The following is a 19444-nucleotide window of genomic DNA, read 5'->3' as shown; positions in this document are numbered from 1 at the left end:
CATGCAGCAGTGGCAAAAAATTCAAGAAGTGGTCGTTATAGGGCTTGGCATTACTGGTTTGTCAGTGGTGAAGCACCTACAAAAGGTATCGTTACAATTAGGCCGAGATTTAACCATCAAGGTGATTGATACACGAGAAAACCCTACTGGGGCTGAACATCTTAGTGATGATATCCCTTTATTTAGTGGCGGCTTAAATCAACAATGGCTAGAGCATGCTGATCTTATTGTCGCAAGCCCTGGAATTGCTTTAGCAACACCTGAGTTACAAAAGGTGATTGCGCAAGGGATACCGGTTGTTGGTGATATTGAATTATTTGCTTGGGCTGTCACTAAGCCTGTTTTAGCCATTACGGGCTCAAACGGAAAAAGTACCGTAACGGATCTTACCGGTGTTATGGCCAATGCTGCCGGAGTTAAAACGGCAGTGGGTGGTAATATAGGTGTCCCGGCATTAGAGCTATTAAATACTGATGCCGATCTGTTTGTTTTAGAGTTATCAAGCTTTCAACTAGAAACAACATCTAGCCTTTCTTTACAAGCGGCAGCGTTTCTTAATCTATCTGAAGATCATATGGATAGGTATGAAGGCATGCATGATTATCGTGATGCCAAATTGCGCATTTTTGATAATGCGAACATTAAGATAGTGAATGCAGATGACAAAGCGACTTACCCTAGTGAATCACTAGGATTAGTTGAGTTTGGAGTAGAGCAAGGAAAATACTGCTTATCTGAACATCAAGGTCAGTTATGGTTAACTTGTGATAATCACCCAATATTGGCGACCAATGAGCTTTCTATTGTCGGTCAGCACAATATGTTAAATGCGCTGGTTGCTATTGCGCTTCTTGATGCTGCTGAGGTTAATATTGCAGCCGCTCTTGATGCACTTAAATCTTATGTTGGTTTAGCGCATCGCTGTCAGGTTGTCAGTCGTAATGACGGTATTGTATGGGTCAATGATTCAAAAGCCACGAATGTTGCCAGCACTTTAGCTGCACTGAAAGGACTGCATGTTAGCGGTCGTTTATATTTGTTAGTCGGTGGTGCCGGTAAAGGTGCTGATTTTTCTGAGTTAAAGCCTGCGCTTTGTTCGTTAAATGTAGAGTTATATTGCTTCGGCGCTGATGGTAAGCAGTTACTATCATTATCTGAAAACAGTGTTTACTTCGATAGCATGCAAGAAGCGGTTACCGTGATTCGACAGAAAGCCAAGCTAGGTGATATGGTGATGCTTTCTCCGGCCTGTGCCAGTTTAGATCAGTTTGCTAATTTTATGCAGCGCGGGGATATCTTTACTCAGCTAGCTCAGCATAATGGTGAGCTGCAGGATGCAAATTAAAAAAGAGAACGGAAAAAAGTGAGAAATATGCGTTGGCTCTCTCGGTTTCATGGAAAGGAATCGACTCCTACATCAAATGATGATGCTGTGGCATCCCCAGATGTATTGGATGCTCAGGAAAATTCAACTTTACCCGTTCTTTATGACCGACATCTAGTTTGGTTAACATTAGCATTAATGTTAACTGGTTTGGTGATGGTGACATCGGCTTCTTTACCAATAAGCTACTCGCATTTTGGTTCACCTTTCCATTTTGCTATTCGCCATGCTTTTTATCTTATATTGGCACTTTGCGTGATGGCTGTTGTTGTCCATATCCCGACAAAAATGTTGTTGCGTTACAGTACGTGGCTACTCGCCCTATGTATGTTTTTATTGTTTGTGGTGTTATTTGCAGGTAAGTCTGTAAATGGTGCATCACGCTGGATCTCCTTAGGTGTCATCAATTTTCAGCCAGCTGAACTTGCCAAACTTTCATTGTTTATCTTTATGGCAGGTTATTTATTCCGTAAGCAACATGAAGTAAGAGCCAGCTTTTTTGGCGGTTTTTTTAAGCCTTTCGTAGTATTTGGCTTATTAGCTGTTTTGCTATTAGGACAGCCCGATCTCGGAACAGTAGTGGTAATGCTGGTGACCATTTTTGCTATGTTATTTATTGCCGGCGCTAAGCTGTGGCAGTTTTTAGCTCTAGCGTTTGCTGGCATGATGGGTATTGCTGTTCTAATCATGATTGAACCTTACCGAATGAAGCGTGTGACTTCATTTTTAGACCCGTGGGAAGACCCTTTTGGCAGTGGCTATCAGTTAACACAATCATTGATGGCGTTTGGTCGTGGTGAATGGTTTGGTCAAGGGCTAGGAAATTCAATTCAAAAACTGGCTTATCTTCCTGAAGCGCATACCGACTTTGTATTTGCAGTAATGGGTGAAGAGCTGGGCTTTATTGGCGTAACTTGTATATTGCTGCTGATCTTCGCTTTAGTGTTTAAGGCGGTATTTATCGGTAAGCGAGCATTTGAATCCGGAGATGTTTTTAGCGGTTATCTTTCGATTGGCTTTGGTGTTTGGTTTGCCTTTCAATCGGTGGTTAATGTTGGCGCAGCAGCCGGCATGGTACCAACCAAAGGTTTGACATTACCTCTGATCAGTTACGGTGGGTCGAGTTTAATTATTATGTCGATTGCGGTAGGTATATTGATCCGCATCGATCATGAACAGCGGCTGTTTGAATACTCAGAATCATTAACGCAAGACGAAGATCAACAAGATAAACAAGGTAAGACGCAAAATGACAACTAAAAATAAGCGCCTCTTGGTTATGGCCGGAGGAACGGGCGGACATGTTTTTCCAGGTCTTGCGGTAGCTAAGTACCTACAACAGCAGGGTTGGGAGATCCGCTGGTTAGGTACCGAAGATCGTATGGAAGCTGATTTAGTGCCTAAACATGGTATCGAGATCGATTTTATTAAAGTCAAAGGACTTCGAGGCCAGGGAATAGCGAAGCTGATTAAAGCGCCATTTCAGATTATCAACGCTATTTTTCAGGCGAAAGCACACATTAAACGATACCAGCCTGATGTTGTTTTAGGTATGGGTGGCTATGTGAGCGGCCCGGGTGGTATTGCGGCTCGTCAGTGTGGCATTCCTTTAGTGCTGCATGAGCAAAACGCAGTTGCAGGCCTAACCAATGGTTGGCTCGCTAAAGTGGCAAGTAAAGTATTTCAAGCTTTTCCTGGGGCATTTCCTAATGCCGAAGTTGTGGGTAATCCAGTACGAACGGATGTAACGACTCTTGAGTCCCCACAGCAAAGATTAGCCTCTCGTGATGGTGATATTCGTATATTAGTGATGGGTGGCAGCCAAGGGGCGCGCATTTTAAACCATACACTAGCGCCGACTTTAGCCGAACTAGGTGATGGTTATACGGTTTGGCATCAGGTAGGAAAAGACAATCAAGCCGATGTGGAAGCTCGTTATCATCAAGCTGGTGTGACAGCTAAGGTGACTGAGTTTATTGACGATGTTGCTGGCGCCTATGCATGGGCCGATTTAATTGTGTGTCGTTCGGGCGCACTGACCGTTTCGGAAGTCTCAGCAGCAGGCCTTGCGGCAGTCTTTATTCCTTATCCACACAAAGACAGACAGCAAGCACTCAATGGTGACTACCTAGTGGATGCTGGCGCTGCAAAAATGATTGAACAACAAGATTTATCGGTTAGTAAGCTAACACAAATAATTCAGGAATTAGACAGAGCTTCATTACTTGAGATGGCTATCAAAGCACGTCAGGCGGCTAAGCTTGACGCAGATAAAATTGTCGCAGAGGCAATTATCTCATTAAGCGAACGCGGTTAATCTCAACAGTATTGAGCAAGAGAATATTATGGTAATTGAACACAAACAAGATTTAGCACGTATCCGAGCGATGATTCCAGAAATGCGTCGCGTAAAATGCATCCACTTTGTTGGTATTGGTGGTGCGGGTATGAGTGGTATTGCGGAGGTGTTGCTAAACGAAGGCTATACTATCTCAGGCTCCGATATCAATCAGAACGTAGTGACTGAGCGCCTACAAAGTAAAGGCGCTACTATTTTTATTGGCCATGCCGAGAGTAACGTTGAAAATGCCAGTGTAGTCGTAGTATCTACTGCGATTGATAAAAGTAACCCTGAAATTGTGGCTGCGCAGTCTTTACGAATTCCTATTGTTCGTCGCGCGGAAATGCTGGCAGAGATTATGCGCTATCGTCATGGTATTGCCGTTGCCGGTACTCATGGTAAAACTACAACCACAGCGTTAGTGACACAAATTTATTCTGAAGCGGGTCTCGATCCAACGTTTGTTAATGGTGGTCTGGTAAAAAGTGCGGGCACAAATGCTCGTCTAGGTTCAAGCCGTATTCTGATTGCAGAAGCCGATGAAAGTGATGCTTCATTTTTACACTTACAGCCGATGGTTGCGATTGTAACGAACATCGAAGCTGACCATATGGATACTTATGGCGGTGATTTTGAAGTTCTGAAGCAGACATTCCGTGACTTCTTACACAAACTGCCTTTCTATGGTCAGGCAATTATGTGTATTGATGATCCTGTGATTCGTGAAATGCTGCCAACGATCAGCCGTCAGGTCATAACCTACGGTTTTTCTGATGACGCAGACGTTAAGATAGTTAACTATCGTCAACAAGGTCAGCAAAGTTTCTTTACCGTTAAACGTGAAGGGCAAAGTGACCTTGATATTACTTTGAATATGCCAGGTAAACACAATGCGTTAAATGCTTCAGCCGCTATTGCAGTTGCAACCGAAGATAGCATTTCAGATGACGCTATTTTATCTGCGCTATTGTCAACACAAGGTACCGGACGTCGATTTGAACATCTTGGTGAGTTTGAAACAGGTAATGGTAAAGCCATGCTGGTGGATGACTATGGACATCACCCAAGTGAAGTTGATGTGACAATTGATGCAGCAAGAGCAGGTTGGCCTGATAAACGTTTAGTGATGGTTTTTCAGCCTCACCGTTATAGCCGAACTCGTGATTTGTTTGACGATTTTGCTAATGTTCTAGATAAAGTTGATGTGCTATTAATATTGGATGTCTATTCGGCAGGTGAAGCACCGATTGCGGGCGCAGATAGTCGTTCTTTATGTCGCGCAATTCGCGGACGAGGAAGAATCGATCCTATCTTTATAAAAGAACAAAATGACTTACCTAATATTTTGGGTAATTTATTGTGTGATGGCGATCTTGTTCTTACACAAGGTGCCGGTGATGTTGGAAAGGTAGCTAAAAAATTAGAAAAGCTAGAGCTGAATATCAGAGCAATGCAAAAAAACTAGTTTCCGTATCGAAATATCCCGTATAGCTATGGAAAGATCATGTCGGGTAAGTATAATCGAATGATAGATATACTTGCCCTTGTTGGCGTATGTGCCGTTTATTAGGAAGTCGACGATAATATTACAATGGAATCTACATTAGACGTCGAAACCGAATACCAATCAAAGCCACGATTCAAGTTTTCTTGGGTTGATGCGAGTTTTTTACTCTTCGTGGTGATGTTGATCGTTTTTGGTATTTATTCCACGGTTGCATGGATGCGAGATAGTGGACGATTGCCCCTTTCTCAGTTTGTCCTTGAAGGTAACTTAGAATATGTGCATAACTCTGATGTGCAGAGTGCTTTAGCGCGTGTTCAGCCGTTTGGCACCTTTATGACGCAAGATGTAAATGAACTGCAAAATGCAGTTGAAACACTTCCTTGGGTTGCCAGCGCAGCAATTCGTAAGCAGTGGCCAAAAACAATTAAGGTCTTTGTAATTGAAAACCATCCAGCTGCAATCTGGAATGGTAATGCACTATTAAATGATACAGGTCAGATTTTTTATGCCGACCCTGGTCAGTTGCTAGAGCAAGACCAAGATATTGTTAAGCTCTATGGTCCTGAAGCAGAAGCCGATAATGTATTGGCAACTTGGCGTGATATAGAGCCGAAGTTTTCAGACCTAGGTTTACAGATAACGTCAGTGGTATTAAATGATCGACATGCATGGCAACTGATACTAGATAACGGTATTCGCCTAGAATTAGGTAAAGATGCGTTACAAGAAAGAATTAAGCGATTTATTGACCTTTATCGACATTTGAATGAAAAAGCTCAACAAATAAGCTATATAGATTTGAGATACGACACCGGGGCCGCCATTGGTTGGTTAACCGACGAGAAAAAACATAGAGAGTAGTAATGACCAAGGGTATGGATGACAATCTGATTGTTGCTCTGGATATCGGTACAGCGACTGTATTAGCGTTAGTAGGCGAGATTCTTCCAGATGGACAGATCAATATTATTGGAGCTGGTAGCAGTCCATCCCGCGGCATGGATAAAGGCGGAGTTAATGATCTTGACTCTGTTATTAAGTCCGTAGAACGTGCTGTTAACCAAGCTGAATTAATGGCTGAACATAAGATTAGTAGTGTTTATCTTTCTATCTCTGGTCAGCATATTACCAGTCGCTTTGAAAAAGGCATGGGAACCATCTCTGATGAAGAGGTTTCTCAGGACGATATGGATCGTGCGATTCATACTGCTCGTTCAATTAAGATTGGTGAAGAAGAACGTATTCTGCACGTTATTCCACAAGAATTTAAAATAGATCATCTAACGAGCATAAAAAATCCGTTAGGCTTATCAGGTGTACGTATGGAAGTTAGCGTACATATGATCTCATGCCACAATGACATGGCTAAAAATGTCATTAAAGCGGTTGAGCGTTGTGGCTTAACGGTTGAACAACTTATTTTTTCCGGCCTTGCTTCTAGCGATGCCGTGATTACTGAAGACGAGAAAGAGCTCGGTGTATGTGTTGTCGATATCGGCGCAGGTACAATGGATGTTGCTCTTTGGACTGGTGGCGCTTTACGCCATACCGAAGTCTTTTCCTATGCAGGAAACTCAGTCACCAGTGATATTGCTTACGCATTTGGTACACCGATTAACGACGCTGAAGAAATTAAAGTGAAGTACGGTTGCGCGATGAGTGAGTTGGTTAGCAAAGACGATACAGTGAATGTACCGAGTGTGGGTGGTCGTCCATCACGCAGTTTGCAACGACAAACTTTATCTGAAGTGATAGAACCGCGTTATACTGAACTTATGGGTTTGATCAATCAAGCGATTGAAAATGCACAAACCAAAATGCGCGAAAACGGTGGTAAGCACCACCACATCGCAGCCGGTATCGTTTTAACCGGTGGAGCGTCACAAATTGAAGGTTTGGCTGAGTGTGCAGAACGTGTGTTCGGCAATCAAGTCAGAATCGGAAAGCCTAGAGAAGTCAAAGGCTTAACAGAATATGTAAAGGAGCCGTACCATTCTACGGCAGTTGGTTTATTGCATTATGGCAAAGACAGCAATTTTAATGATGATGGTGAGTATTCGGAACCGAAGCAGCAGTCATCACTTACTAGCTTGTTTAGCAAAATGCGTAATTGGATACAAAAAGAATTTTAACCTGAGTAGACAGGGAACGGAGAAAGCAGATGTTTGAACCGATGACGGAAATGAATGATGAAGCCGTAATTAAGGTCGTTGGTGTTGGCGGTGGCGGTGGTAATGCCGTTGAACATATGGTTCGTGAATCCATTGAAGGTGTGGAATTCATCAGTGTTAATACCGATGCGCAGGCGCTTCGTAAAGCAAGTGTAAATTCCGTAATTCAAATTGGTACAGATATTACCAAAGGACTGGGCGCTGGTGCGAACCCTCAAGTTGGCCGTGATTCGGCTCTTGAAGATCGTGAAGCAATTAAAGGAGTGCTAAATGGCGCTGACATGGTATTTATCGCAGCTGGTATGGGCGGCGGTACAGGTACTGGTGCAGCTCCAGTTATTGCAGAAATAGCTAAAGAACTGGGTGTTCTGACGGTTGCTGTAGTGACAAAACCATTTGGTTTTGAGGGTAAGAAGCGTCTAGCATTTGCTGAACAAGGCATTGAAGAGCTTTCTAAGCATGTTGATTCCCTTATTACTATCCCTAACGAAAAGTTACTAAAAGTTTACGGCCGTAACGTAACCCTGCTAGAAGCATTTGGTTATGCAAACGACGTACTAAAAGATGCCGTACAAGGTATCGCTGAATTGATTACTCGCCCAGGCATGATCAACGTCGATTTCGCGGATGTTCGCACTGTGATGTCGGAAATGGGTCAAGCAATGATGGGTAGCGGTATATCAACCGGTGAAGATCGTGCAGAAGAAGCCGCAGAAGCCGCTATTTCTCACTCTTTACTAGAAGATATCGACTTAGCTGGTGCGCGTGGCGTATTGGTTAATATTACTGCTGGTATGGACATGCGTCTTGACGAGTTTGAGATTGTTGGTAACACAGTTAAAGCGTTTGCATCTGATAATGCGACGGTTGTTATTGGTACTTCTCTAGACCCTGATATGTCTGACGAGTTCCGCGTAACAGTGGTAGCAACAGGTATTGGCAACGAGAAGAAACCAGAAATCACCTTGGTGACAGGTAGTGCTTCTAAGCCAAAAACAGTTGCAGCAACAGAATCTCGTATTACGACGACTACTAAAGTAGAGTCAGAAATGAAAGTTCAACCAGCGCCAGTAAAACCAAAAACAGAACCTGTTGTTTCTCGCCCTGCGGCAGGAAATCAACAACAAGCAGCTAAAGCGGGTCAAACAGAGAGTGCTTATTTAGATATTCCAGCATTCTTACGCAACCAAGCTGACTAATTGTTTATTTTTTGACAATTAAGAAAAAACTGGTAGGATGTGCGACCAAGCTAAAATAGCGACTAAGCTAATATAGTGACCGAGCTAAAATAGCGAGCAACTTTGCTTTAATGAGAGGTATTGCATGATTAGGCAGCGTACTTTAAAAGAAATTGTCAAGACAACTGGAGTGGGTCTGCACTCTGGGCGGAAAGTGACATTGACGCTTCGCCCTGCAGCAGCAAATACAGGTGTGATTTATCGTCGAACAGATTTGGACCCTGCAGTGGATTTCCCTGCGGATGCTAATTCTGTACGTGATACTATGCTTTGCACCGCTCTTGTTAATGACGAAGGCGTACGTATTTCCACCGTAGAGCACCTTAATGCTGCTCTTTCAGGTATGGGCATTGATAATATTATTATCGAAGTCGATGCACCTGAAATTCCTATTATGGATGGTAGTGCTAGCCCGTTTGTTTACTTGCTTCAATCTGCAGGTATCGAAACGCAAAACGCCGCTAAGCGTTTTATTCGTATTAAGAAGCCTGTTCGCGTAGAAGACGGCGATAAGTGGGCTGAATTAGTCCCTTATAACGGTTTCCGTTTAGACTTTGAAATTGAGTTTGAACATCCTGCTATTGATTCTGATGAGCAACACATGTTGTTTGATTTCTCATCTAAGTCTTTTGTAAAGGAAATCTCACGCGCTCGTACTTTTGGTTTTATGCGTGATATTGAGTATTTACAGTCTCAAAACTTATGCTTAGGCGGTAGTTTTGACTGTGCAATCGTACTTGATGAATACCGAATTCTAAATGAAGATGGTCTACGATTCTCTAATGAGTTTGTTACTCATAAGGTATTGGATGCTATCGGTGATATGTACATGTGTGGTTCTCCTATCGTTGGCGAATTACGTGCATTTAAGTCGGGTCACGGTCTAAACAACCAACTTCTACGTGCAGTTCTTGCCGATCAAGAAGCTTGGGAGTGGGCGACCTTTGAAGAGACCGCCGGCTCACCTGTTGCTTTTGCAGAACCAAACATGGTGCTTGCATAATCGCGACGACTAGATGAATTAAATAAAAAAAGCAGCCATTGGCTGCTTTTTTTTGTATTTGATTTCCTGCTTTCTGCTTTGTCTTTCTAGCTTCTTTCTGACTTATTCGCCAATTTAGCGATATTCCTTAATCTTAGCTTTATCTTATCGGGCGCTATTTCTGCGAGCATTTCTAAATTATCAGCTGTAGCTTGTGAAAGTGGCGGGCGAGATGGTGTGCTTTTTTCCGCGACAAAGAGTTGTTCGTTTTTATACAGATCGGGGCAGATTTTTATTTCGATGCTGACTAGGCTTGCAAATCCTTGTCCTCTTAACTGAGACAAAAGATAAAGACGATCATAATTTAGCTTCATCATAATCGAGGCATTAGCAACTTCTAGCACTAACTGGCTATCTCGGCAGTTGGCCACTCGACAAAAGCGTCTAATTTCTTTAGGGAGTAATTCTAGTACTGTATTGTTGAGTTTATTGATCGCGGCCGCGTGCTCTTGGATGGCACCAAGTTTGGTATTTTTGATTACTTCTTCAGTTAACGTCGGTCTATGGTCTCGCACAATTTAGCCTTTCCAACAAATTACCCGCTGATTTTATCATGTTTGAACACTTGATTCGCTTTATCCTTGTGCAGTTTGCTCAAAAAAATGGAGCTCTGTTCAAACTAATTTAGTTTCTAATGGTCGACGACTTTAAAATTTCATACACTATAGCGCATTAAATATAGCTTTAAGCTTGAAATTGCTTGCTTTGAACTCAATATCAATAAGCACTCGCTTAATAGATAAACAAGCTGAACAAGTATTTTGGGTCATGGCGATCCTCAACGAGAGAAACGAAAACAATGATAACTAAGCTACTGACAAAGGTAATTGGCAGTCGAAACGAGCGTACTCTTCGCCGTATTGGTAAGATCGTTAAAGAGATCAATAGCTACGAACCTGATTATAATAAATTAAGTGACGAAGAGCTAAAAGCCAAAACAGTTGAATTTCGTCAGCGTTTAGAAAACGGTGAAGACCTAGACAAACTATTACCTCATGCGTTTGCGACCGTTCGTGAAGCCTCTAAACGTGTGTATGGCATGCGCCACTTCGACGTACAGTTAATTGGTGGTATGGTGCTAAACAATAGCCAGATTGCCGAGATGCGTACTGGTGAAGGTAAAACCTTAACCGCAACATTACCTGCTTACCTTAATGCCTTAACCGGTAAAGGTGTTCACATCGTTACTGTGAATGACTACTTAGCAAGTCGTGATGCTGAAACTAACCGTCCATTATTTGAATTCCTTGGAATGACGGTGGGTGTCAATATCCCTAATATGGCACCTCCTGCAAAAAAAGAAGCTTATAAAGCTGACATCTTATACGGAACGAATAATGAATTTGGTTTCGATTACTTGCGTGACAACATGGCATTTCGTGCAGAAGACCGTGTTCAGCGTGAGCGCTTCTTCGCTGTAGTGGATGAGGTTGACTCAATCTTAATTGATGAGGCTCGTACTCCACTTATTATCTCAGGCCCTGCTGAGGATAGCTCAGAGCTATATACTCGCATTAATGTCTTGATTCCTAATCTTGAAAAACAAGATAAAGAAGATAGCGAAGAATATCGTGGTGACGGTCACTACACTTTGGATGAGAAAACCAAGCAAGTACACCTAACGGAAACAGGTCAAGAATTCGTAGAAGAATTAATGATCAAAAATGGACTAATGGAAGAAGGGGATACACTGTACTCTCCGACTAATATTAGCCTATTACACCATGTTAACGCAGCGCTACGTGCCCACGTACTGTTTGAGCGTAACGTTGACTATATCGTTAGTGACGAAGGTGAAGTGGTTATCGTTGATGAACACACTGGCCGTACTATGCCAGGTCGTCGTTGGTCTGAAGGTCTACACCAAGCTGTTGAAGCTAAAGAAGGCGTTAAGATCCAAAACGAAAACCAAACTTTGGCTTCTATTACCTTCCAGAACTACTTCCGTCTCTACGACAAGCTGTCAGGTATGACAGGTACTGCCGATACAGAAGCATTCGAATTCCAGTCCATTTATGGTCTAGAAACGGTTGTTATTCCAACCAACAAACCTATGGTTCGTAACGATATGCCGGATGTGGTTTATCGTACCGAAACTGAGAAGTTTGCGGCGATTATCGAAGACATCAAAGACCGCGTTACTGCGGGTCAACCATCATTGGTTGGTACTATCTCTATTGAGAAATCTGAACTTCTATCGAATGCATTGAAAGAAGCGAAAATCCCACATAACGTTCTAAATGCTAAGTTCCACGAACATGAAGCTGAAATTGTTGCTTCAGCTGGTATGCCTGGTGCGGTAACTATCGCAACTAACATGGCAGGTCGTGGTACCGATATCGTATTAGGTGGTAACTGGAAAGCGGAAGTTGAAGCGCTGGACAACCCAACCGAAGAGCAAGTTGATAAGATCAAACAAGAATGGCGTAAAATCCATGACTTAGTTCTAGCATCAGGTGGTCTGCACATTATTGGTACTGAGCGTCATGAATCTCGCCGTATCGATAACCAGCTACGTGGTCGTTCTGGTCGTCAGGGTGATGCAGGTTCTTCTCGTTTTTATCTATCTATGGAAGATTCATTACTGCGTATCTTCACTTCAGAGCGTATGGCTGGTCTTATCCAATCGGGTATGGACGAAGGTGAAGCGATCGAAAGTAAAATGCTTTCTCGTTCTATCGAAAAAGCTCAACGTAAAGTGGAAGGCCGTAACTTTGATACTCGTAAGCAGTTGCTTGAGTATGATGATGTTGCCAATGACCAACGTAAAGTAGTTTACGAGTTACGTGATGAGTTGATGGAAGCTGAAGATATCAGCGAAATGATCGAACTAAACCGCGCGGATGTTATTGAAGGCACTATCGATGAATACATTCCACCACAATCTATTGAAGAAATGTGGGATATCGAAGGTTTAGAGAAACGTCTGAAAACAGAGTACGATCTTGATCTGGGCATTCAAGCTTGGTTGGATGAAGACGATAAGCTGTATGAAGAAGCATTACGTGAGAAGATCTTAAGCAGTGCTGTTGAAGTTTACAAACAGAAAGAAGAGTCTGTTGGTGCGTCAGTACTACGTAACTTTGAAAAATCAGTTATGTTGCAATCTCTTGATGGACTTTGGAAAGAGCATTTGGCTGCTATGGATCACCTGCGTCAAGGTATCCACTTACGTGGCTACGCTCAGAAGAACCCTAAGCAAGAATATAAGCGTGAATCATTTGAGCTATTTGAAGGACTACTAACAACACTTAAAAGCGATGTAATTTCAATTTTAAGTAAAGTTCGTGTTCAGCAACAAGAAGAAGTAGAGCAAATGGAAGCTAAGCGTCAAGCTCAAGCTGAAGCAGCAGCTCGTCTTGCTCAAACACAACATCAAAAAGCGGAAAGTCAGCTTGGCGGTGATGAGTCAGCACCAAGTGCAGCAGCGCAAACACCTGTACGTAACGATCAGAAAGTCGGTCGTAATGAACCTTGCCCATGTGGCTCAGGTAAGAAGTACAAGCATTGCCATGGCAAAATTGCTTAATTATTCACTTAATGATTAGCTGAATAATAGAAAAGAGTCGCTTATGCGACTCTTTTTTTGCATCTAAAGAGGACATAATGAAACGAGTGCATATTGTTGCTGGGATTATCTGTAATCCAGAAAAAACACAAGTTTATATAACAAAGCGCCCAGATAACGCACATAAAGGTGGGTTTTGGGAATTTCCAGGAGGCAAAGTCGAAGCTGGGGAATCCGCCGAACAAGCAATCGAAAGAGAGTTGTTTGAAGAAATTGGAATTTGCCGCTTAAATAGTGAGATTTTTCAACACTTTGATTTTGATTACACGGATAAAGCGCTGAGTTTTGATTTTTTGCTCATCCATCACTTTGAAGGCACTCCTTATGGTAAAGAGGGGCAGTTAGGTCACTGGGTTGAGATTAAAGATTTGGCAAATTATACGTTTCCTGAGGCTAATGTTCCGGTTGTGAATGCTGTTATGAAACAGTTTTACATCGAATAGTGAATTGGCTGGATTCTAAACTGTGATTCAGATACATTTACCTATCCCAATTTTATACTGGAGACTAACGTAGTGGTGCGAATAGCAGTTGCCGGAGCGGCAGGCCGCATGGGCCGTAATTTAGTTAAAGCAACAAATTTCATGGAACAAGTCACCCTTGGTGCAGCCAATGAACGTCCTCAAACCTCTTTAATTGGTGTGGATGTTGGTGAACTCAGTGGTGAAGGTAAGCTTGATGTTGCTTTAGTTGATGATTTCAACAAAGTAATTGATGATTTTGATGTAATTGTTGATTTCACTGCGCCAGTTAATACGTTAGCGAACCTAGAGTTATGCAAGAAGCACGGTAAAGCCATTGTCATCGGAACAACCGGTTTTACAGAGCAACAAAAGCAGCTGATTAATGAATACGCTCAACATATCTCTATTATCATGGCGCCTAACTTTAGTGTAGGTGTGAATTTGGTATTTAAACTGCTAGAAAAAGCAGCCAAGGTAATGGGCGATTACACTGACATTGAGATAGTAGAAGCTCATCACCGTCATAAGGTTGATGCTCCTTCTGGTACCGCGATTGGTATGGGTGAAGCGATTGCAGGAGCAATGGGTAATAATTTATCTGATGTTGCTGTCTATTCTCGCGAAGGCATTACCGGCGAACGAACTCGTGATGAAATTGGTTTTGCTACAATTCGTGCAGGCGATATTGTTGGGGAACATACTGCTATGTTTGCTGATGTGGGGGAGCGTGTAGAGATTACCCATAAGGCAACCGATAGAATGACCTTTGCCAATGGTGCGGTGCGCGCCGCACTTTGGTTGGATAAAAAACCTGCGGGTTTATATAGTATGACGGATGTTCTCGATCTGAATAACCTTTAAAAAAACGCCAGCATTTGCTGGCGTTTTTTTTGTTTATAGTTATCTGATGTATTTTAGCGTAATAACCCTTATTTAACGTGCCTTTATGTGGCTCTTGGTCTTTATTTTCCTCAAGGCATCCAAATCCATAGGTTAAGTGGGCAGGTTAACGTTTGCTATTTTAGTGAAGCGTATTTTTATTTACATCCAGTATGTTTTTTGAACTTTTTTAGGATCTTGGCTGTTAAATATCAATCTAGATGCAGGTTAACTCTGGTTTTTGAGGGTTTCATATTCTAAATAAGCAATGTTAGTTAAAAAAATCACTTATTATCGGTCGTTTAATTGACAGTTTTGTATCATGTTATTAGAATACCGCCAATTTGTCTGAGTTCAGCAAATGTGATCTGTTTCTATGTTAGAGCAGACGCTTGAAATTTAATTTACTAATTTCACATATTTATTTGTTTGGAGGTTGTCTTGAATAAGCCAGCAATATTGGTCCTAGAAGATGGGACTGTGTTCCGCGGTGTTGCGATTGGAGCTGTAGGCTCTGCAGTTGGAGAAGTTGTTTTTAATACCTCGATGACGGGGTACCAAGAAATTCTTACTGATCCTTCTTACTCTCAACAAATCGTTACTCTTACTTACCCTCACATTGGCAATACCGGAACGAATTCCGAAGATGAAGAATCTACTTCTATTCATGCTCAAGGCCTTGTGATTCGCGATCTTCCTCTTATCGCTTCTAACTTCCGCAATGAACAAACGCTTTCTGATTACCTTAAATCTCAAAATATTGTCGGTATTGCTGACATTGATACACGTAAATTGACTCGTATTTTACGTGAGAAAGGTGCACAAAACGGTTGTATCTTTGCTGGTAACAGCCTTGATGAAGCACTGGCAATTGCTAAAGCAAAAGATTTCCCTGGCCTAAAAGGCATGGACTTAGCAAAAGAAGTGACGACTAAAGAAGCGTACCAATGGAAACAAGGTTCATGGACACTTACTGGTGGTCTTCCTGAAGCTAAAGATGATTCAGAGCTTCCGTACCATGTTGTTGCCTATGACTTTGGTGCAAAACGCAACATCCTACGCATGCTTGTTGACCGTGGCTGTCGCCTGACGGTTGTGCCTGCTGAAACATCAGCAGAAGAAGTATTAGCAATGAATCCTGATGGCGTGTTCCTATCAAATGGCCCTGGCGATCCAGCGCCTTGTACATACGCTATCGAAGCAACACAAACTTTCCTAGAGAAAGGCTTACCAATTTTTGGTATCTGTCTTGGTCACCAAATTCTAGCTCTAGCATCTGGTGCAAAAACAGCAAAAATGAAGTTTGGTCACCATGGTGCTAACCACCCGGTTAAAGACTTAGATCGTAATGTAGTTATGATTACTTCTCAGAACCACGGTTTCGCGGCTGATGAAGAAACATTACCTGCTAACTTACGCGCAACACACAAATCGCTATTTGATGGTTCTTTGCAAGGTATTCACCGCACTGACAAACCAGCATTTAGCTTCCAAGGTCACCCAGAAGCAAGCCCTGGTCCGCACGATGCAGCACCACTATTTGACCATTTCATTGACCTGATTAAAGAACATAAAGCGTAAGTTGGAGTAGAGAAAAATGCCAAAACGTAATGACATAAAAAGCATTCTAATTTTAGGTGCTGGCCCGATCGTAATCGGTCAGGCGTGTGAGTTTGACTACTCTGGCGCTCAAGCGTGTAAAGCACTTCGTGAAGAAGGCTACCGAGTAATTCTAGTTAACTCAAACCCAGCAACTATCATGACTGACCCTGAGATGGCCGATGCAACATACATCGAACCAATCCAATGGGAAGTGGTTCGTAACATCATTGCTAAAGAACGTCCTGATGCAGTCCTACCTACTATGGGTGGTCAGACTGCGCTTAACTGTGCTCTAGAACTTGAGAAGCATGGCGTTCTTGAAGAGTTTAATGTTGAGATGATTGGTGCAACGGCTGATGCGATTGATAAAGCAGAAGACCGTTCACGTTTTGATAAAGCGATGAAATCCATTGGTCTTGAGTGTCCAACAGCGGACACAGCTAAGACAATGGAAGAAGCTTACAAAGTTCAAGAGTTGGTTGGCTTCCCTTGTATCATCCGTCCATCATTCACTATGGGTGGTACTGGCGGTGGTATCGCATACAACAAAGAAGAATTTGAAGAGATCTGTCGTCGTGGCCTAGATCTTTCACCAACTAATGAGCTTCTAATTGATGAATCTCTTATTGGTTGGAAAGAATATGAGATGGAAGTAGTTCGCGACAAAGCGGATAACTGCATCATCGTTTGTACCATTGAAAACTTTGATCCTATGGGGGTTCATACTGGTGACTCAATCACAGTAGCACCTGCACAAACCCTAACGGATAAAGAATACCAACTAATGCGTAATGCTTCTCTAGCAGTATTGCGTGAGATTGGTGTTGAGACGGGTGGTTCAAACGTACAGTTTGGTATTAACCCGAAAGATGGCCGTATGGTTATCATCGAGATGAACCCACGTGTATCTCGCTCTTCAGCTCTAGCTTCTAAAGCGACAGGTTTCCCAATCGCTAAGATTGCGGCAAAACTGGCTGTTGGCTTTACTCTTGATGAGCTAATGAACGACATCACAGGTGGCGCAACTCCAGCATCATTTGAACCAACAATTGACTACGTTGTGACTAAGATTCCTCGTTTTAACTTCGAGAAATTTGCTGGTGCAAACGATCGTCTAACTACACAGATGAAGTCTGTGGGTGAAGTGATGGCGATTGGTCGTAACCAACAAGAGTCACTACAAAAAGCACTGCGCGGCCTAGAAGTTGGCGCAACAGGTTTTGACGAAATGGTTGATCTTGATGCTCCAGATGCATTAACTAAAATCCGTTACGAACTGAAATCTGCAGGCGCTGAGCGTATTTGGTACGTTGCTGATGCATTCCGTGCGGGCATGTCAATTGATGGCATCTTCAACTTAACGCAAATTGACCGTTGGTTCTTAGTACAAATTGAAGAGATCGTTAAACTTGAGCAAGAAGTTAAAGCTAACGGCTTTGCTGGCTTAAATAAAGACGTGCTCAATCAGCTAAAACGTAAAGGTTTCGCTGATGCTCGTCTATCTAAGATTCTTGGTGTTGCAGAAAACGAAATTCGTCGTCTGCGTGACCAATATGATATTCACCCTGTTTACAAGCGTGTTGATACTTGTGCAGCTGAATTCTCTTCAGATACAGCTTACATGTACTCATCTTATGACGAAGAGTGTGAAGCGAACCCAACAGATAAAGACAAGATCATGATCTTAGGTGGCGGTCCAAACCGCATCGGTCAAGGTATTGAGTTTGACTACTGTTGTGTACACGCCTCTCTAGCATTACGTGAAGATGGCTACGAAACTATCATGGTTAACTGTAACCCTGAGACAGTTTCAACTGACTACGATACTTCTGACCGTTTGTACTTCGAACCAGTTACTCTGGAAGATGTACTAGCGATTGCTCGCGTTGAGAAGCCAAAAGGCGTTATCGTACAATACGGTGGTCAAACACCACTTAAATTGGCTCGTGCTCTTGAAGCGGCTGGCGTACCTATCATTGGTACTAGTCCTGATGCTATCGACCGTGCCGAAGACCGTGAGCGTTTCCAAGTTGCTGTTGACCGTCTAGGTCTTCTACAGCCTGAGAATGCGACAGTGACTACAATGGAACAAGCGATTGAAAAATCGCGTGAGATTGGCTTCCCATTAGTGGTTCGTCCTTCTTATGTTCTTGGTGGTCGTGCGATGGAAATCGTTTACGATGAGCAAGACTTACGTCGCTACTTCAACGAAGCAGTTAGCGTTTCAAATGAATCTCCAGTACTACTTGATAGCTTCCTAGATGACGCTGTAGAAGTTGATGTTGATGCAATTTGTGATGGTGAGCGTGTTGTTATTGCCGGCATCATGGAACACATTGAGCAAGCGGGCGTTCACTCTGGTGACTCTGCATGTTCATTACCGGCTTACACTCTAAGCCAAGAAATCCAAGATGTAATGCGTGAGCAAGTTGAAAAGCTAGCATTTGAGCTAGGTGTTCGTGGTCTAATGAACACTCAGTTTGCTGTGAAAAACAACGAAGTTTACTTAATCGAAGTGAACCCTCGTGCAGCACGTACCGTTCCATTTGTATCTAAAGCCACTGGTGCGCCAGTTGCTAAGATTGCAGCTCGTGTTATGGCTGGACAATCTCTAGAATCTCAAGGATTCACTAAAGAGATCATTCCACCGTACTACTCAGTAAAAGAAGTGGTACTTCCGTTTAACAAGTTCCCAGGTGTTGATCCACTGTTAGGCCCAGAAATGCGCTCTACTGGTGAAGTTATGGGTGTTGGCGCAACATTTGCTGAAGCTTATGCTAAAGCAGAGCTTGGTTGTGGCAGCGTTTACCCTGAAGGCGGCCGCGCACTACTTTCTGTTCGTGAAGGTGATAAAGAGCGTGTTGTTGACCTAGCTTCTAAGCTAATCAAACTGGGTTACCATTTAGATGCGACTCACGGTACAGCGGTTATTCTTGGCGAAGCGGGTATTAACCCTCGTCTAGTAAACAAAGTACATGAAGGTCGTCCTCATATTCTTGACCGTATCAAGAACAATGAATACACCTACATCGTAAATACTGCAGCAGGTCGTCAAGCGATTGAAGACTCTAAAGTACTACGTCGTGGCGCACTCGCTGAGAAAGTGAACTACACCACAACGTTAAATGCCGCATTTGCAACTTGTATGGCTCACACTGCTGATGCCAAAACGAAAGTAACTTCGGTTCAAGAACTACACGCACAAGTGAAAGAAAGCTTAGCGTAATAAAAACTTTAAAAATAATAAT

General features: G+C 42.7%; 13 protein-coding genes and 1 pseudogene. 13 read left to right on the top strand and 1 reads right to left on the bottom strand.

Features of this window, described 5'->3' with window-relative positions; all coding sequences use genetic code 11:
- The first annotated feature begins 1 nt into the window (after position 1).
- From murD to lpxC, 8 genes and pseudogenes are all read left to right on the top strand, one after another.
- Entirely contained in the window at positions 2-1345 is a 1344-nt protein-coding gene (murD, locus tag A9260_RS15540) for a UDP-N-acetylmuramoyl-L-alanine--D-glutamate ligase (RefSeq protein WP_068700571.1), read from the top strand.
- A gap of 27 nt (positions 1346-1372) precedes the next feature.
- Positions 1373-2644 carry a cell division protein FtsW gene (ftsW, locus tag A9260_RS15535; protein ID WP_082957163.1) on the top strand — a complete coding sequence of 424 codons (1272 nt, stop codon included), beginning with the start codon at positions 1373-1375 and terminating at the stop codon, positions 2642-2644.
- Positions 2634-3701 carry an undecaprenyldiphospho-muramoylpentapeptide beta-N-acetylglucosaminyltransferase gene (gene murG, locus A9260_RS15530; protein WP_068700569.1) on the top strand — a complete coding sequence of 356 codons (1068 nt, stop codon included), beginning with the start codon at positions 2634-2636 and terminating at the stop codon, positions 3699-3701. The genes ftsW and murG overlap by 11 nt, the downstream gene beginning before the upstream one ends.
- Before the next feature lie 28 nt (positions 3702-3729).
- Positions 3730-5190: a UDP-N-acetylmuramate--L-alanine ligase gene (gene murC, locus A9260_RS15525; protein WP_068700567.1), complete on the top strand. Its 1461-nt coding sequence runs from the start codon at positions 3730-3732 to the stop codon at positions 5188-5190.
- A gap of 126 nt (positions 5191-5316) precedes the next feature.
- A complete protein-coding gene (locus A9260_RS15520; RefSeq protein WP_156684075.1) occupies positions 5317-6093 on the top strand; it encodes a cell division protein FtsQ/DivIB in 777 nt (258 codons plus the stop codon).
- A gap of 2 nt (positions 6094-6095) precedes the next feature.
- The gene (ftsA, locus tag A9260_RS15515; protein WP_068700564.1) at positions 6096-7364 is read left to right on the top strand and encodes a cell division protein FtsA; all 1269 of its coding nucleotides are present in this window, start codon (positions 6096-6098) and stop codon (positions 7362-7364) included.
- Positions 7365-7393: 29 nt separating this feature from the next.
- A pseudogene (gene ftsZ, locus A9260_RS15510) lies at positions 7394-8384 on the top strand (cell division protein FtsZ); the annotation flags it as partial.
- Positions 8385-8726: 342 nt separating this feature from the next.
- Positions 8727-9644, top strand: coding sequence for a UDP-3-O-acyl-N-acetylglucosamine deacetylase (gene lpxC, locus A9260_RS15505; RefSeq protein ID WP_068700560.1), 918 nt, complete (start codon positions 8727-8729; stop codon positions 9642-9644).
- Between the two features lie 86 nt (positions 9645-9730).
- Here lpxC and A9260_RS15500 read toward each other — a convergent pair whose 3' ends face one another.
- The gene (locus A9260_RS15500; RefSeq protein ID WP_068700557.1) at positions 9731-10198 is read right to left on the bottom strand and encodes a DUF721 domain-containing protein; all 468 of its coding nucleotides are present in this window, start codon (positions 10196-10198) and stop codon (positions 9731-9733) included.
- A 284-nt stretch (positions 10199-10482) separates the two neighbouring features.
- Here A9260_RS15500 and secA point away from each other — a divergent pair, with 284 nt between their 5' ends.
- From secA to carB, 5 genes are all read left to right on the top strand, one after another.
- Positions 10483-13212, top strand: coding sequence for a preprotein translocase subunit SecA (gene secA, locus A9260_RS15495; protein ID WP_068700554.1), 2730 nt, complete (start codon positions 10483-10485; stop codon positions 13210-13212).
- Positions 13213-13289: 77 nt separating this feature from the next.
- Entirely contained in the window at positions 13290-13694 is a 405-nt protein-coding gene (gene mutT, locus A9260_RS15490) for an 8-oxo-dGTP diphosphatase MutT (RefSeq protein WP_068700552.1), read from the top strand.
- 72 nt (positions 13695-13766) lie between these two features.
- Positions 13767-14576: a 4-hydroxy-tetrahydrodipicolinate reductase gene (dapB, locus tag A9260_RS15485; protein ID WP_068700550.1), complete on the top strand. Its 810-nt coding sequence runs from the start codon at positions 13767-13769 to the stop codon at positions 14574-14576.
- A gap of 459 nt (positions 14577-15035) precedes the next feature.
- Positions 15036-16175 (top strand): glutamine-hydrolyzing carbamoyl-phosphate synthase small subunit, encoded by a 1140-nt coding sequence (gene carA / locus A9260_RS15480; protein WP_068700548.1) that lies wholly within the window; start codon positions 15036-15038, stop codon positions 16173-16175.
- Between the two features lie 16 nt (positions 16176-16191).
- Complete coding sequence (gene carB, locus A9260_RS15475; protein WP_068700546.1) at positions 16192-19422, top strand: carbamoyl-phosphate synthase large subunit; 3231 nt, start codon at positions 16192-16194, stop codon at positions 19420-19422.
- Positions 19423-19444 lie beyond the last annotated feature (22 nt).

Origin of the sequence: Vibrio sp. UCD-FRSSP16_30, from assembly GCF_001676025.1 — a bacterium.
In the GTDB taxonomy this organism is placed as follows: Bacteria; Pseudomonadota; Gammaproteobacteria; order Enterobacterales; family Vibrionaceae; genus Vibrio.
Note: the sequence above shows the minus strand (reverse complement) of the source record. Positions and strands in the feature narration are given on the sequence as shown.